The organism is Actibacterium sp. 188UL27-1 (assembly GCF_016901225.1).
Classification (GTDB): Bacteria; Pseudomonadota; Alphaproteobacteria; order Rhodobacterales; family Rhodobacteraceae; genus 188UL27-1.
Map to the genome: position 1 here is coordinate 23,153 of NZ_JAFEUL010000024.1, position 24,731 is coordinate 47,883.

Genomic DNA, 24,731 nt, shown 5'->3' on the forward strand with positions numbered 1-24,731 from the left:
AAGGGGGAGATCAGCGTGGAGACGAGCGCCGTCATATTGGAAGGCCCGCAAGCCTTGTCGGTTGACACCGTCCCGCTGAGCGATCCCGGAGAGACCGATCTGGTGGTCGAAATCCGGCATTCCGGGATTTCGACCGGGACCGAAAAACTCTTTTACACGGGTAAGATGCCGCCCTTCCCGGGCATGGGCTATCCGTTGGTGCCAGGCTATGAAAGCGTGGGTGAGGTGGTTGAGGCTGCCCCCGCAACCGGCTTTCGGGCAGGCGAGCGTGTCTTTGTGCCCGGGGCCAACTGCTATGGCGGTGACGTCAAGGGCCTGTTTGGCGGTGCGGCGCGGCTGCTGGTCAGCGATGTGTCCCGGGTGACCCGGGTTGATGCCGGTCTTGGTGCCGAAGGGGCCTTGCTGGCGCTGGCCGCCACCGCGCGCCATGCCATGGCCGGTCTGAACAAGGATGTCCCCGACCTGATCGTGGGCCACGGTGTTTTGGGGCGTCTGTTGGCGCGTCTGACCATCGCGGCGGGATCCCCCGCGCCCACCGTTTGGGAGATTGACCCGGCGCGCCAAGGTGGTGCCACGGGCTATGACGTGCTGCACCCGGATGCGGATGAGCGACGCGATTACACCTCCATCTATGACGCGTCGGGCAATGGCGATCTGTTGAACACGTTGATCGGACGCATCGCCAAGGGGGGTGAGATCGTCCTGGCGGGGTTCTATACCCAGCCGCTGCAATTCGCCTTCCCGCCCGCCTTCATGAAGGAGGCGCGGTTGCGCATCGCGGCGGAATGGACGCCCGATGACCTGGCCGCCACCCGTGCGCTGGTGGAATGCGGGGCGCTGTCGCTGGCCGACCTGATCACCCATCGGAGCCGCGCCACCGATGCGCCCGCCGCCTACGAGACCGCGTTTGGCGACGCGGATTGCCTGAAAATGATCCTGGACTGGAATGCCTGATGACTTTGGACGTGCCCAACCTGAAGGCCTTTGACGACCGGCTGCGCGACGAGGCGGCGGAGCCGACATTGGAGGTGCCCCAGGGCGAGCCGACCAAGAAAACGCAAATCATTGCGATCTATGGCAAGGGCGGCATCGGCAAGTCGTTCACGCTGGCCAATCTGAGCCACATGATGGCCGAACAGGGCAAGCGCGTGCTGCTGATCGGCTGTGATCCGAAATCTGACACGACAAGCCTGCTGTTTGGTGGTAAGGCCTGCCCGACGATCATCGAGACCTCGACCCAAAAGAAACTGGCGGGTGAAGAGGTGAAGATCGGCGATGTCTGCTTCAAGCGTGGCGGCGTCTTTGCCATGGAACTGGGCGGGCCAGAGGTCGGGCGCGGCTGCGGTGGCCGCGGGATCATCCACGGTTTTGAGCTGCTGGAAAAGCTGGGCTTCCACGATTGGGATTTCGACTACGTCTTGCTGGATTTCCTGGGCGACGTGGTCTGCGGCGGCTTTGGCCTGCCCATCGCGCGGGACATGGCGCAGAAGGTGATCCTGGTTGCGTCGAACGACCTGCAATCGCTGTATGTTGCCAACAATGTCTGTTCCGCCGTGCAGTATTTCCGCAAGCTGGGTGGCAATGTCGGCGTGGCCGGTCTGGTCATCAACAAGGATGACGGGACAGGCGAGGCCGCGGCCTTTGCCGAGGCGGTGAACATTCCGGTCCTGGCGGCGATCCCGCAGGACGAGGATCTGCGTCGGAAATCCGCCAATTATCAGATTGTTGGTACCAAAGAGGGCCAATGGGGCGACCTGTTTGCGGCCCTTGGGGATAACGTGGCCGCGGCACCGCCGGGCCATCCCGAGCCGCTGAGCCAGGACGGTTTGTTGGGCCTGTTCAGTGCCAAGGAAACCGGTGCCGACTTTGTGCTGGAGCCCGCAACTGATGCCGATATGCGCGGCAAGTTGGGCACACCCAAGGCCAGCCTGGAGGTGATCTATGACGATGTCTGATCTGTTTGAGACCGCCAGGTATGTGCGGGAGAAGAGCCGAGAGTTGACGGGCCGTACCGAAGATCTTTTGCGTGAGGCTCAGTTGCTCCGCGAGAGATGCCCGCTGGACTGTAATGTTGCTGACAGATCGCAGTGCCAAAAGGCTGGACAGGTTGGTGGCGAGGCGCGTCATGTTTGACCTGGAGCTTTTGGACCGTCTTGAGCAGGCGTTGAAGCGTCTTGAGGGTCGCCGGATCCGGCAGGGTGGTCATGGACGGTGATCTGACACCCAAGGATGGCCTGCCCGCCGATGGGATGGGCTGCCATGGCGGCGCGTCCGAGATGGACCATGCTGCGCGCATCGCGGGCAAGTCCGAGGTATTGGATCGCTACGCCGCTGACTATCCGACCGGTCCCCATGACAAGCCGCAATCGATGTGCCCCGCCTTTGGATCATTGCGGGTGGGGTTGCGGATGCGGCGTGTGGCGACGGTTCTGTCGGGTTCGGCCTGCTGTGTCTACGGGCTGACATTCGTGAGCCATTTCTACGGGGCGCGGCGGTCGGTCGGCTATGTGCCGTTTAATTCCGAGACATTGGTGACGGGCAAGCTGTTCGAGGATATCCGCGACAGTGTCCATGAGATGGCGGACCCCGAGAAATACGATGCCATCGTCGTGACCAACCTCTGTGTGCCCACGGCCAGTGGTGTGCCGCTGCGGCTGCTTCCGGATGAGATCAATGGCGTGCGGATCGTGGGCATTGACGTGCCCGGATTTGGCATCCCGACCCATGCGGAGGCCAAGGATGTCTTGGCCGGTGCGATGCTTTCTTACGCGCGCAAGGAAATTGAGGCTGGCCCGGTCCAGGCGCCCGTGGGCGGCAAGCATGACCGCCCAACTGTTGCGCTGTTGGGAGAAATGTTCCCGGCGGACCCCATGATCATTGGCCAGATGTTGGCGCCCATGGGCCTGGCTGCCGGGCCCGTTGTGCCATGCCGCGAGTGGCGCGAGCTTTATGCCGCGCTGGATTGTGGTGTCGCGGCGGCGATCCACCCGTTCTACACCGCAGCGATGCGGGAATTTACCACCGCCGGGCGCCCGATCGTGGGCTCTGCCCCCGTGGGCCATGATGGCACGGCGGAATGGCTGCGCGGTTTGGGCGAGGCCTTTGGCTTGCCCGTCGACAAGGTTGCAGCGTCCCAGAATGCATTCTTGCCAGCGATCAAGGGGGCCTTGGCTGCGGCCCCGATCAAAGGGACGATCACGCTGTCGGGCTATGAAGGCAGTGAGTTGCTGGTCGCCCGGTTGCTGATCGAGAGCGGTGCCGATGTGCCTTACGTAGGGACAGCCTGCGCTCGGACCCCGCAATCGGATTGCGACCGCGACTGGCTGGAGGCGCGGGGCGTCACGGTCAAGTACCGCGCGTCGCTGGAGGATGACACGGCAGCCATGGAGGCCATTCGCCCCGATCTGGCCATTGGCACGACGCCTGTTGTCCAGAAGGCCAAGGAACTGGGCGTGCCGGGCCTGTATTATACCAACCTTGTGTCTGCGCGGCCCCTGATGGGACCCGCTGGAGCCGGAAGCCTGGCCCAGGTCATGAATGCCGCCATGGGCAACAAGGACCGCATGGGCAAGATGAAGGCCTTTTTCGATGGCGTTGGTGCCGGTGATACGGCGGGCGTTTGGGAAGGGGAGCCGAACCTAAGGCCCGATTTCCGCGCGGCGCACCAGAAGAAGCTGGACAAGCAGGCCCGCGCCGCCAAAGCGCAGGATATGATTTGATGGGCATGCCTTGGCGATATTGCGTTTTGGGGGCGCTGCCCCCGGCCTGTGGCCTCCCCCGGAGTATTTTCGACAATAAGAAAGGGGCGGGGCCATGTTAGTGCAGGACCATGACCGCGCCGGTGGCTATTGGGGGGCCGTTTACGCCTTTTGCGCCGTCAAAGGCTTGCAGGTTGTGATCGACGGGCCGGTGGGGTGCGAAAACCTGCCGGTGACCAGCGTGCTGCATTACACCGATGCCTTGCCGCCCCATGAATTGCCGATTGTGACGACCGGTTTGGGGGAGGAAGAGCTGGGCCGGGACGGGACCGAGGGCGCGATGAAGCGCGCCTGGGGGACACTTGATCCGGCTTTGCCTGCTGTCGTTGTGACCGGTTCGATTGCCGAGATGATCGGCGGTGGGGTCACGCCTCAGGGGACGAATATTCAGCGGTTCCTGCCGCGCACCATTGATGAGGACCAGTGGGAATGCGCGGACCGGGCGATGACCTGGATCTTTACCGAATACGGCATGACCAAGGGTCGAATGCCGCGCGAGGCCAAGCGAGAGGAGGACGCGAAGCCTCGCATCAATATCCTGGGTCCGATGTACGGCACGTTCAACATGGCGTCGGACCTGGCGGAGATCCGGCGGTTGGTCGAAGGGATCGGCGCCGAGGTCAACATGGTGATGCCCATGGGCGCGCATCTGGCCGAGATGCGGAACCTGGTGAATGCCGATGCCAATGTCGTCATGTATCGCGAATTTGGCCGTGGCCTTGCGGAGGTTTTGGGCAAGCCTTACCTGCAGGCGCCCATCGGTGTAGAAAGCACGACGCTGTTCTTGCGCAAGCTGGGCGAGATGCTGGGGCTGGACCCCGAGCCGTTTATCGAACGGGAGAAACATTCGACCCTGAAGCCGGTTTGGGATTTGTGGCGGTCGGTCACGCAGGATTTCTTTGCCACCGCCGAGTTCGCTGTTGTGGCAAACGAGACCTACACACGGGGCATTCGGGCGTTTCTGGAAGATGATCTGGGCTTTCCCTGCGCGTTTGCCGTGTCGCGGCTGGCGGGCAAGAAGACCGACAATGACGCGGTGCGCGAGATGATGGGGACGAAGCGGCCTTTGGTCGTTTTGGGATCCATCAATGAAAAGATGTACCTGGCGGAGTTGAAGGCCGGGCACGGGCCGAGCCCTGCTTTCATTCCCGCCAGTTTCCCAGGTGCTGCCATCCGGCGGGCCACTGGCACGCCGTTCATGGGTTACGCAGGCGCCACCTATCTATTGCAGGAAGTGTGCAACGGGTTGTTCGATGCGCTGTTCCATATCCTGCCCCTGGGCACCGAGATGGATGCGGCAGAGGCCACGCCTGCCACACTGCGCCGGGACTTCCCGTGGGACGACGATGCGCAGACGCTGCTGGACGAGATCGTCGCGACCCATCCGATTTTGACCCGAATTTCGGCGGCCAAATCCCTGAGGGATGCGGCCGAGAAAGCCGCGCTGGCTGCGGGAGCAGAGCGCGTTCAGATCAACACGGTGCGCGGGCTTGGGCCCCTGCCGAAAACACGTGAAAAACAGGGAGAACTGACATGACGGACCAGACCACCGATCTGATGATGCCGCGTGAGCGGAACCGGGCAGCACCGCTGAAGCGGGAGTTCTACGCCTATTTCACCATCATATTCCTGGCCACCTTGCCGCTGGCGATCCTGACCTGGGCGCTGACAGCGTTGCGCCAGTTTCGCTTGCCCGCCAAGGGCCCCATCGCCCGGGCCTGGAGCCAGGCCCGGGTCATCACACCGATGATTTTCGCCGCCTGAATGGTGCGCGATGCGACATTCACCCCGCTATCGCGGCGGGATGGATTGTTTGGGGTATCGCCCCAAACACCCCGGCCGCGGGGCATGCGGCGTCAGCGTAGCGTTCCGGAGGAAAGTTAATGGCTGATAATACCGACCTGTCCTTCACAGGTCTTACCGACGAGCAGGCGCAAGAGTTGCACTCCGTCTATATGAGCGGGCTTTGGCTGTTCTCGGCCGTCGCCGTTGTTGCTCATTTGGCGACGTTCATCTGGCGTCCGTGGTTCTAAGGGGGCACTGAAGAATGGCACAATTCTACAAAATCTGGCTGATCTTCGACCCACGCCGCGTTTTCGTGGCGCAGGGCGTGTTCCTGTTCCTGCTGGCAGCGATGATTCATCTCGTCCTGCTGAGCACGGGTGCAGATGGATATAACTGGTTCGAAATCAAGGCGGAGCAGCGTGCTGCTGCGGCTGCTGAGTAACCGGTACCACCATAGAAAACGCTGCGGGCAGGATGCCCTTTTGCCCGCAGCTATCGCGATTTGAACGACGGCCAAGGCCAGTGCGCCGCGCCGCCAGCAACGGAGTAAGAAGATGGCACTGCTCAGCTTCGAACGAAAATATCGCGTGCCAGGGGGCACGCTCATCGGCGGCGATCTGTTCGATTTCTGGGTCGGGCCGTTTTACGTGGGCTTTTTCGGCGTCACGACTTTTTTCTTTGCCGCGCTCGGCACGATCCTGATCTTTTGGGGCACCGCCGCAGAAGGGGTATGGAACCCCTGGTTGATCTCAATAGATCCACCGGCGCTTGAATACGGGCTGGGGCCCGCGCCGCTGATGGAAGGCGGGCTGTGGCAGATCATCACGATGTGTGCCCATGGCGCGTTCATCAGTTGGGCTCTGCGCGAGGTTGAGATCTGCAACAAGCTGGGCATGGGCTATCACGTCCCCTTCGCCTTTGGTGTCGCGATCTTTGCCTATACGACGCTGGTCGTGATCCGCCCGATCTTTATGGGCGCCTGGGGGCATGGCTTCCCCTATGGGATCTGGACGCACCTCGATTGGGTCAGCAATGTGGGCTACCTATACGGCAACTTCCACTACAATCCCGCGCATATGATCGCCATCACGTTCTTCTTCACGACGACGCTGGCGCTGGCGCTGCATGGTGGCCTGATCCTGTCGGCGGCGAACCCTGAAAAGGGCACCGAGATGAAGACGCCGGATCATGAGGATACCTATTTCCGCGACTTCATCGGCTATTCGGTCGGCACGCTGGGGATCCACCGGGTGGGTCTGCTGCTGGCGCTGAATGCCGGGTTCTGGAGCGCGATCTGTATCCTGATTTCGGGCACCATCTGGTTCGATCAATGGATCGCCTGGTGGGACTGGTACGTATTCCTGCCGTTCTGGGCAGACATTCCGGGAGGCGTAAATGGCTGAGTATCAGAACATCTTTACCCAGGTTCAGGTGCGCGGCGCACCTGAATACGGGATGGCAGGCGATGTCGACCTGAAGGAACGCATCGGCAAACCCGGCTTTTCCGGTTTGCTGGGATGGGTCGGCAACGCGCAGCTAGGGCCTTTCTACCTGGGCGGTTACGGTGTGGCCTCAATCGCATGCGGTCTGATCTGGTTCTTTATCTGCGGGATCAGCTTTTGGGACCAGGCGGGTTACAACCCGGCCGTGTTCATGCGGGATCTGTTCTATTTCTCGCTTGAGCCGCCTGCGCCCGAATATGGCCTGGGCATTCCGCCCTTGGGCGAGGGGTTGGGCTGGTTGATTGCATCGTTCTTCCTGCTCGTCAGCGTGATCACATGGTGGATGCGCTCCTGGATGCTGGCCCACCAGTTGGGGATGGGCAAGCATATCTGCTACGCCTTTGCGTCGGCCATCTGGTTGTTCCTGGTGCTGGGTCTGATCCGGCCCCTGATGATGGGCAGCTGGTCCGAGGCCGTGCCCTACGGCATCTTCAGCCACCTGGACTGGACCAATAACTTCAGCCTGACCTACGGCAACCTGTTCTATAATCCATTCCACGCGCTTTCGATCGTGTTCTTGTATGGCTCGACTCTGCTATTTGCCATGCATGGCGCAACGATCCTGGCGGTGGCCCGTTTCGGCGGTGACCGGGAACTGGAGCAAATCGTGGATCGCGGCACGGCCTCGGAACGCGCCGCATTGTTCTGGCGCTGGACCATGGGCTTTAACGCCACGATGGAGGGCATTCACCGCTGGGCCTGGTGGTTTGCGGTGCTGACAACGCTGACCGGCGGGATCGGCATCCTGCTGACCGGCACCGTGGTCGATGACTGGTATGCCTGGGCGCAGGTCCATGGCTATGCCCCGATGGACCAGTGAACGAAAAGGAGCACTGAGACATGAGTGAAGAAAAGCCAATCTTCGGGGCTGAATATGAGCCCACTGATCGGGAGCGTCTCGCCTATCAAGGCATGTTCCTGATGCTGCAGGGCGCGGGATATGCGGCAGCTGTCTTTGCCGCGGTCCTGTTCCTGATTTACGGCATGATCGCCTTTTCCTGGCTTTTGCCGCCGGAAAGCAAGGAGGCGCCGGATCCGACGCCGCTGTCTTTCCTGATCGAATCTGAAGTGCCGGCAAACAGGCACGTCTGATCGGGGCGGGCGCGGCCCTGGTGGCCCGCGCCCGCCTCTCTGCCCATTCGATCCCTGTCCCGGGGGTCGGATGTCGGGGTGTCCACCCCGGTTCCCTTTCCTGTTGGCTACAGGAAACTGGCGCCGTGCGGGACCGCAATCCCGCACGGCGTTTTCCGTTCAACTTGTCCGTTCAACTTGGAGGAGCGCTGAAATGTCCCGACCAAAGACCCCGCACCTGGACCGTGTCGCCGGTCCGGCTGACCTGAAGGCCTTTTCCGACCGCGATCTGGCGCGACTGGCCGATGAGGTTCGTGCCGAAGTGATCTCTGCCGTGTCCGAAACCGGGGGGCATCTCGGCTCGTCCCTGGGTGTGGTCGAATTGAGCGTGGCGTTGCACGCCATCTTTGACACGCCCCGTGACAAGCTGGTCTGGGATGTGGGCCATCAGTGTTATCCGCACAAGCTTCTGACAGGCCGCCGGTCGCGCATCCGCACATTGCGTCAGGGCGGGGGTCTGAGCGGGTTCACCAAACGATCCGAGTCCGATTATGATCCGTTCGGCGCGGCCCACAGCTCCACCTCGATCAGTGCGGCCCTGGGCTTTACGGTGGCGCGCGACATGGGCCAGCCCACCGGTGATGCGATTGCCGTGATCGGCGACGGTGCGATCAGCGCTGGCATGGCCTATGAGGCGCTGAACAATGCGGGCCATGAAGGGCGCCGCATGTTCGTGATCCTGAACGATAACGAGATGAGCATCGCCCCGCCGGTTGGCGCGATGTCCGCCTATCTGTCGGGTCTTTATGCCAACACGCCCTTGGTGCAGATGGCCGAAGGGTTCGAGGCGGCCTTGCCCGGACCCTTGCGCGATGGCGCCCGGCGCGCCCGCCAATTGGTCACCGGCGCGGCTGGCACTGGCGGAACGCTGTTCGAAGAGCTGGGGTTCAGCTATGTCGGCCCTGTCGATGGCCATGATATGGGTCAGTTGCTGGCCGTGTTGCGCGCCGCCAAGGCCCGCGCCACCGGGCCAGTGTTGATCCATGCGCTGACGGTCAAGGGCAAGGGATATCAACCGGCGGAGACGTCGGTGGACAAATATCACGGCGTTTCAAAGTTCGATGTCGTCTCTGGCACCCAGAAGAAATCCAAAGGCAACGCGCCCTCCTATACCTCGGTCTTTGGTAAGGCGCTGACCCAAGAGGCCGCCGACGATCCGCGTATCGTAGGCATCACGGCGGCCATGCCATCGGGCACCGGCATAAACATCCTGCAAGATCGGTTCCCGGAGCGGGTCTTTGACGTGGGGATCGCTGAGCAACATGGCGTGACCTTTGCCGCCGGTCTGGCGGCTGGCGGGCTCAAGCCGTTTTGCGCGATCTATTCGACCTTCCTGCAGCGCGGTTATGACCAGATTGTCCATGATGTGGCCTTGCAACGGCTACCGGTGCGGTTCGCCATTGACCGGGCCGGGTTGGTCGGTGCCGATGGCGCGACCCATGCGGGCGCGTTTGACATCGGCTATCTGTCGAACCTGCCGGGTTTTGTGGTCATGGCCGTCGGGGACGAGGCTGAGTTGATGCACATGGTCGCCACGGCGGCGGATTACGACGCGGGGCCGATCGCCTTCCGATATCCCCGCGGTGAAGGCGCAGGCGTCGATCTGCCAGAGCGGGGGACGGCGCTGCAGATCGGCAAGGGACGCATCTTGCGAGAGGGGGAAACGGCGGCGCTGTTATCGTTTGGTGGCCACCTGTCGGAGACCTTGGCCGCGGCAGAGATGCTGGAGGCGCGCGGGATCTCAACCACGGTCGCCGATGCCCGCTTTGCCAAACCGCTGGACCACGACCTGATCCGGCGACTGGCCCGTCACCACGGCGCGCTTGTGACGGTTGAAACCGGGGCAACGGGCGGTTTTGGGGCGCAGGTCCTGCATATGCTGGCGGATGCGGGCGCGCTGGACCGCGGTCTGCGTATTCGCACGATGACCCTACCGGACAGGTTCATCGACCAGGCAAGCCCTGCGGCCATGTATGAAGAGGCCGGTCTGACCGCCCGCCATATCGCCGCCAAGGTGACAGAGACATTGGGCGCCATCGATCTGGGGCTCGCGACGACGGCGTGACGCCCGCAGCCGAAGACACCGCGCCACACCCCGCAGACCCCCGTGCCATACCCCGCGCGTTTGGAAAGCAATGATCCCCGATTTTATTGGTGGGCCTTTGTTTTTGAATGTCGCGCTGATTTCCTATCCCGTTTCGTGTTCGTTCTAGTCATCGCTTTCCGATAACTTTAGGGTTTTGCCATGATCAGGATGCGTGGGGCACTGGAATGACGCACTATCTGCTTGAGGAAATCCAACACAAGCTCCAAACAGATAGCGAGATTTGGGATTTCCTTCAGAAATCCTGCCTCGACGGAATGTGGTACTGGGACCTGAAGCAACCGGAAAACGAATGGATCAGCCCCGAATTCTGGCAATTGTTCGGTTATGACCCCGCGACGAAAGCCCATTCCCCCGACAGTTGGCAAGACATCATTCACCCCGATGACAAGCAAAAGGCGCTTGAGAACTTTCACAAACACCTGGCTGATCCTGGGCATCCCTATGATCAGATCGTGCGATACCGCCACGCGATGGGACACATGGTCTGGGTGCGGTGTCGCGGGTTGGCGGTCCGGGATGATGCGGGTCAGGCCATTCGGATGCTGGGCGCCCATACGGATCTGACGTCGTTCGTTCAGGAAACCGAGCAACGCGAACAGACGACCGGCAAGCTGAATGCGCGCCTGACCGCGATATTCAATGCCGCCCATAGCGGAATCATTGGCCTGGATGTCCATCGCAAGGTGGTGACGCTCAATCCCCCCGCGCGGCATATCTTGGGGGCCGTGGTTCAGGAAACGCCATTTGATTGGCCGGACATCATCAAATTTCTGGATAGCGCTGATTTGAAACCGCTTGATGCCTCCGCGGATCCTATCAACCGGGCGTTGGCGGGTGCGCATCTGGGCGGCGAAGTGCATCTTATGACCCGGGGCAGGGATACGTCAGAGGCGCGCTATGTGCGGATCTCAAGCGCGCTGGTGCACGAGGCGGATACGGATGTGCATACTGTCGTCGTACTGGATGATGTCTCTGAGCAGGAAAAGAACCGCCAGCAGATCGAACGACAGGGACGTCTGGATGCCCTGGGACAATTGACCGGTGGCATTGCGCATGACTTCAACAACCTGCTCGCGACGATCCTTTATGCGCTATCGCTGGTCCAGAAGGAGGTGCAAAGCGACCGCGCCAACGGCCTGCTGGAGGAGACGCTCAAGACGATCGAGCGTGGGCGAAGTCTGACCGGCCGTCTGCTGGCTTTTGCCAAACATAAATCCGATCTGCCGACCCACCGGTCGATGGAGACCGTGTTTGCGGAGTTCCTGAAACTCGTCAACCCGACCATTGAGGAACAGATCAAGATCGACGCCCAGGTCGATGTTGCCGGTCTGGCCGTTTTCTGCGACCAACCGATGCTGGAAAATGCCCTTTTGAACCTGGTTCTGAACAGTCGCGATGCGATCATGCGGTCCGGCAAAGGGGACAGGATCAATCTGACGGCCGAGGAGGTCGTGGACCCTGAGGAATTGTCATCCTTGCGCGCACCCGCCGGGGCAGAACCCGCGTTGCGGCCCAACAGATACGCCCGGATCACAGTCATGGATAACGGCCCCGGCATGGATCAGGAAGTGCGGCGCCGGGCGACGGATCCGTTTTTCTCCACCAAAAGCAGCAATTCGGGGACCGGTCTGGGTCTATCGATTGTCTATGGTTTCGTGCTGCAGGCCAGGGGCAAGATGCGCATCGCATCCGAACCGGGAGAGGGGGCCACGGTCTCTCTGATCCTGCCGGTGGATGACGGGGAGCAGCCCGAACCACCGGCTGCAGATCCCCCGCGGGACGAACCAAGCGGGCTGGGAGAAACCATTCTGCTGGCTGAGGATGAGGTCATCCTTCTGGGCATGATGGCGGAGCAGTTGGAGGATATGGGTTATCAGGTTGTGCCGGTCAGTACCGGTCTGGCCGCCTGGCAACTGATCGAGGACGGGCTGGAATTTGACGCGCTGATTTCCGACGTCGTGATGCCGGGCGGGTTGGGTGGGTTTGAATTGACCCGCCGCACCCAGGCGCTCAGACCGGGTATGTCGACCATCCTGCTTTCGGGCTATGCGGGTTATTCCAGCGAGGAACGCGACGGTATCGACGCCGTGTTCCTGCAAAAACCGTGCCCGCCCGATGTTCTGGATGCGACCCTGCGCCAGTTGCTGGATGAGGGGCGCGGGCGGGCTAATCCCAACGAAACAGCAGGATAGTCCCCTGTATCTCCGCCCCTTTGGGCCCCAGGGCGATCCGCCGCCCCTCCACATGCAGGGTCCGACCGGAATGTATCCCGGAGCGTGACTGTTGCGCAGGATCGGCCCGCAGGGCATCTGTCAGGTCTTGCAGATCCACGAAATCCAGGCGTGGACCAACCGTCTTGATCGACCGTTCCACGTCATGGTCCTGCAGCAGGAAATCCCGTTCGATCAACTGGCTGAACCGGCGGATGCAGTCGTTTTCGTCCAGGACGATGACGCCGGTATTCAGCATCTTCAACACAATCTCGGTATTGCCATTCAGCTCCGACAGCAGCTCGATCTTGCGCTCGTGTTCTGCGCTGACGGAAACCAGTTCTTCGTTGACCGCATGCAGTTCCTCGTTCGAGCTTTGAAGCTCCTCATTCGAGGCCTGTAATTCCTCGTTGGAGGCTTGTAATTCCTCATTGGAGGCCTGCAACTCCTCCCCGCTGGCTTCAAGCCGCTCGGTGACATGCTGCAGGGTTTCCTCGGTCAGGCGCAGGTCGCGTTCCAGGTGGTGGATCCGTCCCGTCAACATGGATCCGTCTTCATCGGTGCTGATGATCGGGGTCGGTGCGTCGATGATATCAACATCGGCATCCGTACCCTCAACCTCCACCTTGGCCAGGATAAGCCAATTGCCCGGGCCATCATCCAGCGCCTCGATCTCCACCAGGCAATCTTGAGGTCCGGTATCCGGCAGGGTGACGCGGATCCGGCGGCTATGGGTGGTGAAATGCCCCTGGCGCAACTTTTCTATCCCGACATTGATCGCAAAATGCAGATCGGGGTGCACGATTTCTTGTACCGTCCAGTCAGCCAGGTTGTTCATGGTGTCGATAAAGGCGTCTGCTGTGCCAAACCAATTCAGCACCTTGCCGTCCACGGTAATCAAGATCGAGGATGGCGCATACCGTTTGAGCAACGTGTCATAGCTTCGGATCAGGGTATCGCGGGAGCGGACCTCGTTCACCTCTGCATAAAAGGGTTTGCGCGGGACCACCTGACCGGCTGACAGGTTGCTGATCACATCAAGTGGCCGGGGACTGCTTTGATTGTTTGTCAAAAAGGATCGTGGCAGGCCCGGCGCATTTTCCACTTTCTGAAAGATCCGCCAGCGCGAGCTGATAACGTCAAAGACCGATGTGAACTTCCCGATGCTTTCGGACGCGCCCAGAAATAGGTAACCCTGCTGCTGAAGTCCGAAGATGAACATCGAAATGACGCTCGCCTGGGGTTCCTCCTTCAGATAGATCATCAGATTGCGGCACGATACCAGATCAAGGTTCATGAACGGCGGATCGTTGATCAGGTTATGTACCGAAAAGATGATTTTCTGCCGCAATATCGGGTTGATCATGTACTGGCCATTTGTCGCCACCAGATACCGTTCGCGCAGATGCTCCGGTACGTTCTTGATCTTTTCTTCGGAGTAGACACCGCGGGAGGCTATTTCGATCGAATTCGCGTGGATGTCCGTCCCGATGATCCGGAACCGACGGTCACTTTCCGCGATGCGGAGCGCCTCGCTCAGTTCGATTGCGATCGTGTAAACCTCCTCCCCGCTGGCACAGGCGGGCACCCATATCTTGAGCGGAGCACCGGTCGGTTCCTGGGCGGCCAGCACATCCAGCACCTTTGTGCGCAGGGTCTTGATCGCCTCCGTGTCACGATAAAACTCTGTCACACCGATCAGCATATCTTGGAATAGCTCGTTCAAGGCCTCGTCGCTTTGGGCCAGAATTTCGTTATATTCCTCAAGGGAGGCAAAGCCGCGCAGATGAAGACGCCGGACGATGCGGCGGTTCACATTGGTCGGTTTGTAGCTGCTGAAATCGACCTTGTGACGGGCTTCCAGCTTTCCCAAAATGCTCTGGATCCCCTGGCCATAGGCTTGCGGTGCGGGGCTGGTGCTTTTCTTGCCATAGGTAAAGATATCCTGGATCGCCGCAGGCATGTCCGCTGCATCCAGAACACGGTCCACGGAACCTGACAGCAGCACTGCCCGCGGCATCGACGTAAATGACGCTTCCTGCATCGATTGCACAAGGACGGCGGCCCCGGCCTCGTGCAGGATCTGGGCGCCATGGGCCCCGTCGGAACCGGACCCTGACAGGACAATTGCGACCGTCCTGTTCCAGTCCCGCGACGACAGCGATGTGAAAAAGCGGTCGATGGGCAGATGCGGCAGACCCTGACCTTCCCGATAGGATGAGGTGCGGAATACCGCGCCATCCAGTTCGACATACATGTTCGGCCGGTTCAGATAGACCGTATTGGCACAGACCCGCATGCCATCCTCGATATGAAGAATCGGCAGGTTGGATTTACGCGCCAGCAGTTCATTCATCATCGATCGGTAATCGGGTGAAAGATGCTGAACGACGACATAGGCCACACCCGACGTATCGGCCACGGCTTCAAAAAACTTCTCCAACGGTTCTAATCCGCCGGCGGATGCTCCAATCGCCACCAGGGCCACATCATCAGGTCTTGTGTCTTCGGGTTCATTCGACATCGACCTACTGGCCTTTCTACATCATCACCATTAAGCATTATAGGACACGCTACCTTGCATTCTATCTCAGGTACACACTTCTCATGGCCCGTATTCTTGTTATGGATGATGATCTTATCTATTTGGATGAGTTGGCCAAAGGCTTACGCTCACTCAACCATACTGTCGCCACGGCGTCTTCAGGGCATGAGGCGCTTGAGATCATTGACAGAGATCCCTTCGATATTGCGATCTGCGATATGATCATGACCGGGGGGGGCGCGCTGTCTTTCCTGCATGAGGTCCGATCCAGAAACTCCAAGATGCCCGTGATCGTCATAACCGGGCGCCGTGAAATCGCGACTTCACCGCTTTTTGTTGAAGGTATGCTCGAAGCCAGCGCAAAGATTGAAAAGATCGCGCCTCTGTCGGAAATTGATAAAGTGATTAAATCCCTTTTGAATTAGGAGCTGCGACTCTGGTTTCACAACGCATATGCGCGCTGGCAGGTTGCTCTGATCCTGAACGGGATATGTTATCGCCATGACACCGTTGGAAAAGACAGTGCAGGCGGGCTTGGATATCGACCAGCTGCGCTTGATTATCGACCTGATCGATGCCTGTGCGCTGTTTATTCTTGACCATGAGCACCGTGTCTGCCTTCACAATCGTGTCGCGCAACGGCTTGCGGGCAATACGGTCGAGGCGGATGCATGGTTGCGTGGCGCGCATTTTCACAGCCTGGCCGACAAGCGGATATTATGCGGAGATACGTCGCCACTCACATTGTTGATGGGGTTAAATAATACCACATCACTACAAGCAGGGTGGCTGGATCAAGCCGGGGCGGAGCACGCCTTCGAATTTCGCGTGATACCAGTTGAACCTGGTCGCCTTTGGATTGTGTCGGTTCGGGATCGCACCGATGACTGGATGCTGGGAGAGAGCCTGGCACAGATCGCCGATGCACCGGACCAAGCGGCCAATCTGTTTCATGTCACCCATGATCTGGGCAACGTGTTCGGTATTGCGCAGCTGGCGGCTCAAGGTCTTGCCGGTTTTGACCTACCAGAGGCGGCGCGCGGCAAGGTGCAGGACATTCTTGATGCCTGCGACCGCGGCAGCGCGTTGATGGATGGGCTGCTCGACCCGGCTGTCACCGGGCAGCGTGTGCAGGCCGTGGTGGACGTGCCCGCCATCCTGACGTCAACCGCCACCTTGCTCGGGCGTATTCTGCCAAAGACCGTCACACTTGCGCTCGACTTGCCCGACGGCAGCTATCTGGCGCGCTGTGAAAGGGGGGAACTTGAGGCCGCGATCCTGCAGGTTCTCAGTCACATGCGCAAAACCATCCTCGATGGTCCCGGTGCCGCGGGTGCCATCACGTTGGGACTTCATATTCGTTCAGGCATGTTGGAGATCGTCGCCAGGATAGAGAATGGGCATATCTCTCCGGATCTGCGCGATACCTATTTCAACCGGCAGCGCGCCATGTCTGGAACCGGCCTTGGTCTTGTCGCTGCAGAGGCATTTGCCCGCCGCGCCGGCGGTCAGCTTCAGTTTCACCACCACAGCGATGGCGGATTGCAGGGGACGCTCAGCCTGCCCCAAGCTGATCATCCCGAAACTGTCCCCGCGGGGACAGAGGCCGCGATGCAGGATTGTCTGATCGGATACCGCATCCTTCTGGTCGAAACCGACGGGCATCTACGCACGATGATGACAGAGGTGCTGCGGCAATCCGGCGCCAATGTCGCCACCGCGCAGAATGGGGATGAAGCGCTTTACACTCTGACGCACGAGGCTGAGCCGGACGTCATGATCACCACCCCGACCCTTCCGGGGGATGTGGGCTTTACCGAACTGTCAAACCGCGTGGCCCGGGGGCATCCGGACATGCGGGTGATTATCGTGACCGGATCGCCGGATGTGCAGGCCAGCCTACCCGGCGCTCTCTCCGCTCTGGTCCTGCGCAAGCCCGTGCATCTTCCAGCGCTTCGGAATGCAATCCGATTATCGCCACCGCGGCAGGATCGGCCAGGTTAGATGTCATCGCCGATCAGACCTGGCAGGTTATCCAGGTCAAACATCTGTGGACAAACGCTCAGGTCTTCTGCGGAGAGGGCAGGCGACAACAGAAAACCCTGACCGAAATTGCAACCAAGCTCCAGCACCGTCGACAGTTGTGCATGGGTTTCGATCCCTTCGGCGACCACGCGCTGGCTCATGGTTTTGGCGATCATGATAACGGCCTGTACGACCACTTGCGCGCTTTCGTCGTCTGCGATCTGTTCAACAAACGTGCGGTCGATCTTGATAATATCGACGGGCCAATCGCGAATATGGGTCAATCCCGCATAGCCGGTTCCGAAATCATCCAGGGCCACACGGGCGCCCCGACGGCGCATTTCCTCCAGCGACCGCGACAATTGTCCACTGCGCTCACCCAGCATGCTGCCCTCGCTGACCTCGACCACGATGGAGTCCCAACTGACGCCAAACTCCGTCAGGATGGTCTGCAGGTCGAACACAAATTCCGGGGCCAGAAGGTCATGGCTCGTGACATTGATCCACAGGTCGGGCGCGCCGTTCCACCCGGTCTTTTGGGCTTCCGCCAATTGCTGAAAGGCGCGTTCCACGATGTGAAGCGTCAGTTTGGAGGCCAAGCGATGATCGCGGAACATCCAATAGAACTGCTCCGGCCCCATCACCCCGTGATCAGGGTCTTCCCACCTGGCCAAAACCTCGATCCCGTCGCAGGTCCCGTTTGAGAAATCGATGATCGGCTGGAAATGCGGCGTGATCTTCTGGAAATCCAACGCTGCAGGCGCGACAGAGCGACTGTCCCGCGAATAGACCAGATTGCTGAGTTCGCTGCTGAAGATTGTCGTGGTGTTTCGCTCGACCCCTTTTGACGAATAGAGCGCGATATCGGCCTGTTCCAAAAGTTGATCATACCGTGTCGCCTGCTGGGGAAAGAGGCTGACCCCGATGCTGACCCGCCCCAGATCCGGTTTGCCCAGGACGGCCACGTTGCGCTGAATGGCCGTGCGCAGACCCAACAGGATCGTGTTGAGGTAATTGCGCCCGGTCTCCGGCATATCGAGCAGAACGCAAAATTCATCCCCGCCGGTCCGCCCGATGATGGCCTTCTCTGGCAGGTTTGTTCGCAGGGTTTCAGCGAGGGTCAGCAGATAGACGTCACCGAATTGATGGCCATAGATGTCATTGACCTGTTTGAAGTAGTCCAGATCCAGCGCCAGCAACGCCGCCGGGCGTTTCCGGTCCGCCATCCGCTGACGGACTTTCCGTTCGAATGCCGCCTTGTTCTCGACCTGGGTGAGCGCGTCAAGTTCGGCCTTGCGGGACAGCCTTTGGGCCCGGCGGTTCATCTCGGCCAGGTCTAGCTCCAACTGGTATTTCGAGCTGCTATTGGCCAGGTTCATCGCAACGAGAGAGGCGATCTGTTTACACATCTCGAAACAGGATTCTCTGGCCCAGCGGTTGGTGGGTATCGCCATGGCGATGGTGCCCAAGCGTTGCGATGCTGCCTCAAGCGGCAGCATAAGGAACACAAATTCCCGCCCCGCAGGATCATCGCAATGGGCAATTCCACTGATCTGACGCCCGCCATTGGCGCTGGTTCGTTTTTCAAGGAATGCCCGCAGGTCCTGTTCGGGATCGCCCCCTTCGCCTGTTGAGCTTTGGGCCAGCGTATGGCTTCCCGGCATCATACCATTCAGACAGATCGCCACCGACTTGGCCTGACAGACCTCGATCACGATGGACATCATGTCCATGCAAACGGTATCCAAGGCGTCATGGATCAGCACGGATGGCCCCAATTGAACGTAATCTTTTTCTGATCCCACCGCACTTCCCTTCCAACGGGTGGGCCAGCGGTCTCAACCGGCCATACCTGTCTAACCCCGTGGATCCCTCGCCGATCAAAAGGTCAAATTTAGCTAAATATTTACTTGAACTCGTAAATTTTCAGTTAACAAGTGGTGGATAGGACAATCGTTTTGCTGTCTCGTTGCTTATGCTGTCTGTGAGACGACGCATATTTCTGCCCCTAGCGACAAAAACTTTCCTATTTTCTGTCTGTCGCGCCCTGCCCATTTGTCGGCTTGTTGCGTCTGTTCTCGGCGGTCCAGACGGCCAAGCCGCTATTCGTGCAGATCCCAAGGAAAGCGGGTGAAGAGGTCGAAGCTCACACTGTGAGGCAGCGAAGGTGTGATCTTGCTGAGGCGTCATGCTTTGACTGCACGAAGTTGCGCGACGGCGAAGTCGATGAATACGCGCAGTTTGAGCATGATCTGCGCCCGTCCCGATAGTAGATCATCGTGTGCCTTGGGCGTTCCATGGGCATCAAGGTAGTCTGGCGACGCACAGACCCGGAGGTGGGCCTTGGTCGTGAACCCACCTCTCGAGCGGTCCAAACCCTGTCGCGGCGTCCCCCTTTAGCGCCCGCTGCCTGGTGGTGGGCGCGGATGACGGGACTGTCGATGATTTGCAGGACGTCCGGAACAGCTCCGCCATGGTTCAGGGCTTCGAGAATGTCCTCCCACAGCCCCGCCAGCGTCTAGCGCCGGAACGGCCTGTAAACGCTTGACCATTTGCCGAACTCTTCGGGCAGGTCCCACCAAGGCGATCCGGTGCGCGCAATCCAGAATATCCGGTCCAGAACACTGCGATGATTGGAGGGTTTGCGCCCGTTCCGGGCACGTGCAGGAAGGATGACGTGTTCAAAGAACGCCCATTCGTCGTCCGTCATCAAATCTCGTGCCAAGCCGGTCTCCATCGCAGATACCAGCTTGACGCATGCCTGCGACACAGGGTGAACCCATTTCGTCAGCATGACCCAGTAAGCAGCCTAATCCTGAAATCAGGTGAGGCGCGTTGCGATCTAAGCGCTGGCGCAATAGAGCGGTGCGGAAAGGTGTCTGGTGCGCTCGGGCATCGATGACCTTTCCTGTGGTGTGACGTGAGCTGTTCAAACAGGTGTATCCAGCAAACGTCTCTGGTCGCGCGCACATGCTTGCACTCTTATCTTGAGTAGGCGACAACGATCATAATTTTTGACCGTGCGGCCCAAGGGGGCCGTTCAAAGCGAGAAAAGCTTGTGACCGCATGATCGTCCGAATTCAAGAATGGCTCCAAGATCATGAGACGATGATCATCGCCGAGATTGGCCAAAATCACCAAGGCGACCTTGAACAAGCCAAAAATTATATCAGCCGATTTGCCGACTTAGGTGCGGACGTTGTGAAATTCCAGAAGCGCGACAACCGCTATCTATTTTCACAAGAGCGGTTCGACGCCCCTTACGACAGTGAAAACTCTTTCGCCGATACCTATGGCGCGCACCGCGAGGCTCTGGAATTTTCTGACGACCAGTTCAAAGAAATCCGAGATCATGCCAAGGCCGTTGGTGCGTTGTTCATGGTGACACCTTTTGATGAGCCGAGCTTGGATTTTCTCATTGATCTTGATGTCGAAATTTTAAAAGTCGCGTCATTTGATTTGGGAAATTTGCCATTTCTCTATCGGATTGCTACGGCAGGCAAACCCGTGGTTCTTAGCTGCGGAGGCGGGAGCCTTGAGCAATCCATTGAAACGATCGACTTCGTGCATTCCATTACCTCCAACATTGCTGTGCTGCATTGCGTGTCAAAGTATCCCACGGCCTTCAACGAGCTTAATTTGCAGCGCATCCCTGAGCTGATTTCGCGGTTTCCGGATGTGGCCATCGGCCTGTCGGATCATTTTAATGGGACGCTTTCGGGACCTGTCAGCTATCAACTCGGCGCGCGTGTGTTCGAAAAACATGTCACGTTTGATCGGTCTCAAAAGGGTACCGATCATTCTTTCGCTTTAGAGCCGCGAGGGTTTGAGAACTTTTGTCGCGATATACGGCGGGTGCGATCGATGACCAGTGGCACCCATGACGAGCTTGGCAAAGAGCCCGTCTTTCAGAAGTTGGGCAAAGTGCTTGTAGCCAAATCGGATCTGCCTGCCGGCCACAGGCTGACGTTGAACGATCTAAGTGGTCGCATTGATGCGCCAGGTGTCGGAATTCCTGTGCGTGACAGCGCCCGCGTGATTGGCGCGGTGCTGAGAGAAAGTGTTAGAGCTTTTGAGGTGATCCCAGACAACGTTCTACGGAATGGGTAGGCAGACCATGCAGATCCTCACAAATGATGGGGTCAAGTTTCAGACCAGTGGTGATCTGGAAACCTACCGTGTGAACAGCCTGCTGACCAAAGAACCAGAGACAATCTACTGGCTCAACAGATATACTGATCGCGAATACACATTCTTGGATGTCGGGGCGAATATAGGGATTTATGCTTGCTACTTTGCGGCCAAATCCCCCCGGGGACGCACCATTGCTTTTGAGCCTGAGCCCAAGAATTTTCGAGCTCTCGTAACCAATCTCAGCCTGAATTCCGAAATGGCCTGGGCGCTGCCTTTCGGGGTGGGCGCACAAAGTGGTGAAGTTCATTTATCTGTGCCGGACAGCCGTATTGGTAACTCTGGGGCGCAGATCTCTGATCCTATTTCGTCAGACTCAGAGCTTAATACAATCCCTGTGATCTCTTTGGATGATTTCTTGGCGTTGTACCCTGCACGCACTCCGATGATTTTAAAGATCGATATCGATGGGCGCGAGAGCGACGTCATAAAAGGGGCGCAAAAGGCGCTCGTCTCAGGCCAGATCGAAAGCTTACTCATCGAATTCGACAACGCCGATCAGGAGTGCCAGGTCGACGAGACCTTTTTGCCCCTCGGATACGTCCCAGATGACGCTGTCAACTCGCTGTCGACCCATTCGACCAAGCGACGGGCTGCGAAGGGCAGCACGATCCGAAACAAGGTCTACTCCTATGCGCCGTAGACAGAAAATTGCGGTCTTCTTGTGCAGCGACATGTTCTATCGGAACTACGTGACAACCGGTGTTCTTACGCCTTTGACTGACAATTTTGATGTCACCTTTATTGTCAGCCCAGAACTTTTCGAAATGCGGCGCGCGGAGCTAGAGCAGGCTGTTTGCTCATCTGGACATAATGTCAGAGTGTTGAATTTTGATCCAATCCGGCTGCAACAGCATAAAGATCTGCTCGACATTCTAATGTTCCACCATGCCGATCTGTCAACGTCGTTCAAGTATCGCGTGCTACGTAACCTGGGCGTGAACCTCTTCTTGTCCCAGGATGGAAAAGCCGGACAACTCGTATCAGATGCGATCCGCAGCCAGCGGTATAAGCAACCCAAACGATCTCGAAGAAAGCGGTGGCGCACGGCTCGGCTGCGTTTCATTTCCCGGTTCAAGACGTGGGTCTCTGCGCGCAAAAAAACGTTGCGACGTGACAATCCCGTTGGCGCACATCTGGCCGAAGAGAAGCCGGACCTGATCATTTGCCCAAGTTCGGCCTACGATCCCGAAATTTTGGACGCTATCAACGCGGCTAATGAAATGGCGATCCCGTCTTTGCTGTTGGTCGACAACTGGGACAATGCCTCAAGCAAGAGTATTTTCTGGGCGCGCCCAACTCATTTGGGATGCTGGGGCTCACAATCGGTTGAGCATGTCCATCGCATCCAAGGCATCGCAAAGAACGTACATGCCCTTGGAACACCTCGGTTCGAGGTGTATCGTGATATGCCCGAAATTGAGCAAAGCTACGTGCTTTTCCTTGGAACTGCGATCGGCTCTGACGAGATCAGTGTACTTGAATGCCTCGATCAGCTCTTCGCTGAGGGCGTTTTCCCGGCCAATGTGGAAAAGATCATTTATCGCCCGCATCCGTTTCGACGGATGAAAGCCGCGCCGGATGTGACCAAATTGGCTCATGTCCAGTTCGATGATAGTCTGGGCGAGCGTGAATGGACGGGCCGGACCAGCACGCGGCAATTTCCCGAACTTGATCAGTACCCCAAGGTCCTGGCGGGGGCTGCTCTCGTGGTCAGTGGCTACACAAGCATGATGATCGAAGCTTTGCTTTGCAAGAAACCGGTCCTCGCCTTAGCCCATGAAGAAGAAGGCAGTCAACTCAGCCCTCATCTTGTCGAGGCGCTCTACGAACACTTCGACGGGACTGAACGTATCGAAGGCGTCACAGTGTGTCGTGATTTAACAGCCCTCCGCCAGGACATCACAAAAGCTCTCACGACATGCCCGCGTTTGGACGATCCTGCTTTGCAGCACATCGTTTCATTTACCGACACCCCATACGCAGAACGGCTGAGCGCTTTGGTTCATGCCATCATACAGGAGACCTAGATGATGATCACTGAGGATATGATCGCCGATCTCGAAGCCACATTCCCAAAACCAGAAGACATGGGCCTGCGCGCTTGGGGGGTAGAAACCATGTTGTGTACGATCCCCGGAGTTTTGACCTTCAAAAAGCTTGAATTGAACGCCGGTCAAAAGGGGGGGCTTCAGTATCACCGGAAAAAGGACGAATGCGGCATCGTTCTGTCGGGCGAAATGATCGTGCGTACTATCTCCAATGATCATCAAATCGAAGAGCGTCTCGTCCAAGCAGGCGACGTGTTTCATTTCTCACCCGGTGTGGTCCATCAGGAAGAAGCGGTCACGGACTGTGTGATTATCGAAGCTTCCAGCCCTTTCATCAACGACCGTGTCCGGGTTGAAGAGCTGTTTGGTCTTGTCGCTGGTCAGGGGTTGCCAAGCACCAAACCGGGTGAAGAAATCGCAGTATGACCTGTGTTGCCGTGATCCCTTGCCGGGCTGGGTCGGTCAGGGTCAAAGACAAAAATATCCGCCCTCTTGGGGGGGTGCCTTTGCTTTTGCACAGCATCAATGCGGCGCAACACTCCGGAGCTTTTTCAGACGTTTGTCTTGTCACAGACAGCGAGGAATATGCCGAAATTGGTCGTCAGGCAGGAGCCTCGTGTAAGGCTCTGCGTCCAGCTGAGACGGCCCAGGCCCAAAGCCCCGATATTTTGTGGCTGCAGTGGTTTCTGGAAAATGGGTTTCACAATGGGGCTGAGTTCGTCGCCATCGTGCGCGCAACATCTCCTTTCCGGTCGGCGGCCACCATCGCTTTGGCGATGCAAACTTTCCAAGATCTATGGCCCCGATACGACTCCCTGAGGTCGATTTCAAAGGCTGATGTCCATCCTGGAAAGATGTGGACACGGCAACCTGATGGCATAATTACACCGATCGCACCCTTTGCGACCGATGACGGTGTTCCTTGGCACAGCAACCAGACCGCAAAACTACCGCCAGTATTCTACCAGAATGCGAGCCTTGAAATCACCAGCGTAGAGACTGTTTTGCAACAAAACTCGATCTCAGGCAGCCGGATTTTTGGGTTCCTCACACCAGAGGGTGAAGAGGTCGATGTCAATTCCGAACTGGATTTCGAGTTTGCCGAATTCTTGATGCGGAAAGCTGCCCGTGTACCGAATTAGGGTCAAAGCCCATGGCAAACCATCGGATTGATGGCAGGCGCTTGATTGTCTTGAGCAGTCTTACCAGCTCATAATGATGAGACGCGCCCCCATGCGCTGTCCTTGGAGAGACTAGAACCACGATATTCGGGGGCGCCGATGCCTATGCTTTTTACCAAGAGTGTCCATCGTCGGGTTTTTTGGCACCAAATGCGGCTCAAGCTAAGAGAGAGTTTGGCTCATCTGGTTGGTTTGATTATGCGGCGTGCTGGCGGTGATGCAAGCGGCGCATTTCGAGCGTCTTT

21 protein-coding genes and 1 pseudogene are annotated in these 24,731 nt (G+C 58.6%); 19 read left to right on the forward strand and 3 right to left on the reverse strand.

The features are described 5' to 3' along the window. Positions 1 to 15 precede the first annotated feature (15 nt). The 12 genes from bchC to IU397_RS20900 all read left to right on the forward strand — a co-directional run bounded on the left by bchC (position 16) and on the right by IU397_RS20900 (position 12,475). The gene (gene bchC / locus IU397_RS20845; RefSeq protein ID WP_204417372.1) at positions 16 to 954 is read left to right on the forward strand and encodes a chlorophyll synthesis pathway protein BchC; all 939 of its coding nucleotides are present in this window, start codon (positions 16 to 18) and stop codon (positions 952 to 954) included. Continuing rightward, on the forward strand, positions 954 to 1,955 hold the full coding sequence (locus IU397_RS20850) for a chlorophyllide a reductase iron protein subunit X (RefSeq protein ID WP_204417373.1): 1,002 nt from the start codon (positions 954 to 956) through the stop codon (positions 1,953 to 1,955). The genes bchC and IU397_RS20850 overlap by 1 nt, the downstream gene beginning before the upstream one ends. A gap of 249 nt (positions 1,956 to 2,204) precedes the next feature. Continuing rightward, the gene (gene bchY, locus IU397_RS20855) at positions 2,205 to 3,719 is read left to right on the forward strand and encodes a chlorophyllide a reductase subunit Y (RefSeq protein WP_204417375.1); all 1,515 of its coding nucleotides are present in this window, start codon (positions 2,205 to 2,207) and stop codon (positions 3,717 to 3,719) included. A gap of 94 nt (positions 3,720 to 3,813) precedes the next feature. Then, positions 3,814 to 5,295 (forward strand): chlorophyllide a reductase subunit Z, encoded by a 1,482-nt coding sequence (gene bchZ / locus IU397_RS20860; protein ID WP_204417377.1) that lies wholly within the window; start codon positions 3,814 to 3,816, stop codon positions 5,293 to 5,295. Then, positions 5,292 to 5,522 (forward strand): cytochrome PufQ, encoded by a 231-nt coding sequence (gene pufQ, locus IU397_RS20865; RefSeq protein WP_204417379.1) that lies wholly within the window; start codon positions 5,292 to 5,294, stop codon positions 5,520 to 5,522. The genes bchZ and pufQ overlap by 4 nt, the downstream gene beginning before the upstream one ends. A 119-nt stretch (positions 5,523 to 5,641) precedes the next feature. After that, on the forward strand, positions 5,642 to 5,791 hold the full coding sequence (gene pufB, locus IU397_RS20870; RefSeq protein WP_072778079.1) for a light-harvesting antenna LH1, beta subunit: 150 nt from the start codon (positions 5,642 to 5,644) through the stop codon (positions 5,789 to 5,791). A gap of 14 nt (positions 5,792 to 5,805) precedes the next feature. Beyond that, the gene (gene pufA / locus IU397_RS20875) at positions 5,806 to 5,985 is read left to right on the forward strand and encodes a light-harvesting antenna LH1, alpha subunit (protein WP_204417381.1); all 180 of its coding nucleotides are present in this window, start codon (positions 5,806 to 5,808) and stop codon (positions 5,983 to 5,985) included. A gap of 112 nt (positions 5,986 to 6,097) precedes the next feature. Continuing rightward, positions 6,098 to 6,946, forward strand: a complete 849-nt coding sequence (pufL, locus tag IU397_RS20880; protein ID WP_204417383.1) for a photosynthetic reaction center subunit L — start codon at positions 6,098 to 6,100, stop codon at positions 6,944 to 6,946. Beyond that, complete coding sequence (gene pufM, locus IU397_RS20885; protein WP_204417384.1) at positions 6,939 to 7,865, forward strand: photosynthetic reaction center subunit M; 927 nt, start codon at positions 6,939 to 6,941, stop codon at positions 7,863 to 7,865. Before pufL ends, pufM begins: the two co-directional genes overlap by 8 nt. A 20-nt stretch (positions 7,866 to 7,885) precedes the next feature. Further along, positions 7,886 to 8,137 (forward strand): RC-LH1 core complex protein PufX, encoded by a 252-nt coding sequence (pufX, locus tag IU397_RS20890; protein ID WP_204417385.1) that lies wholly within the window; start codon positions 7,886 to 7,888, stop codon positions 8,135 to 8,137. Positions 8,138 to 8,330: 193 nt separating this feature from the next. Beyond that, entirely contained in the window at positions 8,331 to 10,241 is a 1,911-nt protein-coding gene (gene dxs / locus IU397_RS20895) for a 1-deoxy-D-xylulose-5-phosphate synthase (RefSeq protein WP_204417386.1), read from the forward strand. A gap of 206 nt (positions 10,242 to 10,447) precedes the next feature. After that, positions 10,448 to 12,475 carry a PAS domain-containing hybrid sensor histidine kinase/response regulator gene (locus IU397_RS20900; RefSeq protein ID WP_204417387.1) on the forward strand — a complete coding sequence of 676 codons (2,028 nt, stop codon included), beginning with the start codon at positions 10,448 to 10,450 and terminating at the stop codon, positions 12,473 to 12,475. On the opposite strand, the gene IU397_RS20905 is transcribed toward IU397_RS20900, so the two are convergent. Further along, a complete protein-coding gene (locus IU397_RS20905; RefSeq protein WP_204417388.1) occupies positions 12,450 to 15,017 on the reverse strand; it encodes a CheR family methyltransferase in 2,568 nt (855 codons plus the stop codon). The genes IU397_RS20900 and IU397_RS20905 overlap by 26 nt on opposite strands. Positions 15,018 to 15,100: 83 nt before the next feature. On the opposite strand from IU397_RS20905, the gene IU397_RS20910 reads away from it, so the two are divergent. Together IU397_RS20910 and IU397_RS20915 are read left to right on the forward strand one after the other, a co-directional pair. Further along, positions 15,101 to 15,463: a response regulator gene (locus tag IU397_RS20910; protein WP_204417389.1), complete on the forward strand. Its 363-nt coding sequence runs from the start codon at positions 15,101 to 15,103 to the stop codon at positions 15,461 to 15,463. Positions 15,464 to 15,539: 76 nt separating this feature from the next. Next, positions 15,540 to 17,042, forward strand: a complete 1,503-nt coding sequence (locus tag IU397_RS20915; RefSeq protein ID WP_204417390.1) for a response regulator — start codon at positions 15,540 to 15,542, stop codon at positions 17,040 to 17,042. Here IU397_RS20915 and IU397_RS20920 read toward each other — a convergent pair. Next, on the reverse strand, positions 17,039 to 18,868 hold the full coding sequence (locus tag IU397_RS20920; protein WP_204417392.1) for a bifunctional diguanylate cyclase/phosphodiesterase: 1,830 nt from the start codon (positions 18,866 to 18,868) through the stop codon (positions 17,039 to 17,041). The genes IU397_RS20915 and IU397_RS20920 overlap by 4 nt on opposite strands. A gap of 522 nt (positions 18,869 to 19,390) precedes the next feature. Then, positions 19,391 to 19,800: pseudogene (locus IU397_RS20925) on the reverse strand (IS5 family transposase); the annotation flags it as partial. Positions 19,801 to 20,171: 371 nt separating this feature from the next. On the opposite strand from IU397_RS20925, the gene IU397_RS20930 reads away from it, so the two are divergent. The 5 genes from IU397_RS20930 to IU397_RS20950 are packed head-to-tail and all read left to right on the forward strand — an operon-like array spanning position 20,172 to position 24,447. Continuing rightward, positions 20,172 to 21,173: an N-acetylneuraminate synthase family protein gene (locus IU397_RS20930; protein ID WP_204417394.1), complete on the forward strand. Its 1,002-nt coding sequence runs from the start codon at positions 20,172 to 20,174 to the stop codon at positions 21,171 to 21,173. Between the two features lie 7 nt (positions 21,174 to 21,180). Continuing rightward, on the forward strand, positions 21,181 to 21,897 hold the full coding sequence (locus tag IU397_RS20935; protein ID WP_204417396.1) for an FkbM family methyltransferase: 717 nt from the start codon (positions 21,181 to 21,183) through the stop codon (positions 21,895 to 21,897). Continuing rightward, positions 21,887 to 23,284: a hypothetical protein gene (locus IU397_RS20940; RefSeq protein ID WP_204417398.1), complete on the forward strand. Its 1,398-nt coding sequence runs from the start codon at positions 21,887 to 21,889 to the stop codon at positions 23,282 to 23,284. Before IU397_RS20935 ends, IU397_RS20940 begins: the two co-directional genes overlap by 11 nt. Continuing rightward, the gene (locus tag IU397_RS20945) at positions 23,285 to 23,731 is read left to right on the forward strand and encodes a cupin domain-containing protein (protein ID WP_204417400.1); all 447 of its coding nucleotides are present in this window, start codon (positions 23,285 to 23,287) and stop codon (positions 23,729 to 23,731) included. It begins immediately after the preceding gene. Continuing rightward, on the forward strand, positions 23,728 to 24,447 hold the full coding sequence (locus tag IU397_RS20950; protein ID WP_204417402.1) for a cytidylyltransferase domain-containing protein: 720 nt from the start codon (positions 23,728 to 23,730) through the stop codon (positions 24,445 to 24,447). The genes IU397_RS20945 and IU397_RS20950 overlap by 4 nt, the downstream gene beginning before the upstream one ends. The last annotated feature ends 284 nt before the right edge of the window (positions 24,448 to 24,731 follow it).

What these genes read in the sequence shown, in the direction of transcription:
- IU397_RS20850 (WP_204417373.1), top strand. Translation starts at nt 954, where the DNA reads ATGACTTTGGACGTGCCCAACCTGAAGGCCTTTGACGACCGGCTGCGC.
- bchY (WP_204417375.1), top strand. Translation starts at nt 2,205, where the DNA reads ATGGACGGTGATCTGACACCCAAGGATGGCCTGCCCGCCGATGGGATG.
- bchZ (WP_204417377.1), top strand. Translation starts at nt 3,814, where the DNA reads ATGTTAGTGCAGGACCATGACCGCGCCGGTGGCTATTGGGGGGCCGTT.
- pufQ (WP_204417379.1), top strand. Translation starts at nt 5,292, where the DNA reads ATGACGGACCAGACCACCGATCTGATGATGCCGCGTGAGCGGAACCGG.
- pufB (WP_072778079.1), top strand. Translation starts at nt 5,642, where the DNA reads ATGGCTGATAATACCGACCTGTCCTTCACAGGTCTTACCGACGAGCAG.
- pufA (WP_204417381.1), top strand. Translation starts at nt 5,806, where the DNA reads ATGGCACAATTCTACAAAATCTGGCTGATCTTCGACCCACGCCGCGTT.
- pufL (WP_204417383.1), top strand. Translation starts at nt 6,098, where the DNA reads ATGGCACTGCTCAGCTTCGAACGAAAATATCGCGTGCCAGGGGGCACG.
- pufM (WP_204417384.1), top strand. Translation starts at nt 6,939, where the DNA reads ATGGCTGAGTATCAGAACATCTTTACCCAGGTTCAGGTGCGCGGCGCA.
- pufX (WP_204417385.1), top strand. Translation starts at nt 7,886, where the DNA reads ATGAGTGAAGAAAAGCCAATCTTCGGGGCTGAATATGAGCCCACTGAT.
- dxs (WP_204417386.1), top strand. Translation starts at nt 8,331, where the DNA reads ATGTCCCGACCAAAGACCCCGCACCTGGACCGTGTCGCCGGTCCGGCT.
- IU397_RS20900 (WP_204417387.1), top strand. Translation starts at nt 10,448, where the DNA reads ATGACGCACTATCTGCTTGAGGAAATCCAACACAAGCTCCAAACAGAT.
- IU397_RS20905 (WP_204417388.1), bottom strand. Translation starts at nt 15,017, where the DNA reads ATGTCGAATGAACCCGAAGACACAAGACCTGATGATGTGGCCCTGGTG.
- IU397_RS20910 (WP_204417389.1), top strand. Translation starts at nt 15,101, where the DNA reads ATGGCCCGTATTCTTGTTATGGATGATGATCTTATCTATTTGGATGAG.
- IU397_RS20915 (WP_204417390.1), top strand. Translation starts at nt 15,540, where the DNA reads ATGACACCGTTGGAAAAGACAGTGCAGGCGGGCTTGGATATCGACCAG.
- IU397_RS20930 (WP_204417394.1), top strand. Translation starts at nt 20,172, where the DNA reads ATGATCATCGCCGAGATTGGCCAAAATCACCAAGGCGACCTTGAACAA.
- IU397_RS20935 (WP_204417396.1), top strand. Translation starts at nt 21,181, where the DNA reads ATGCAGATCCTCACAAATGATGGGGTCAAGTTTCAGACCAGTGGTGAT.
- IU397_RS20940 (WP_204417398.1), top strand. Translation starts at nt 21,887, where the DNA reads ATGCGCCGTAGACAGAAAATTGCGGTCTTCTTGTGCAGCGACATGTTC.
- IU397_RS20945 (WP_204417400.1), top strand. Translation starts at nt 23,285, where the DNA reads ATGATGATCACTGAGGATATGATCGCCGATCTCGAAGCCACATTCCCA.
- IU397_RS20950 (WP_204417402.1), top strand. Translation starts at nt 23,728, where the DNA reads ATGACCTGTGTTGCCGTGATCCCTTGCCGGGCTGGGTCGGTCAGGGTC.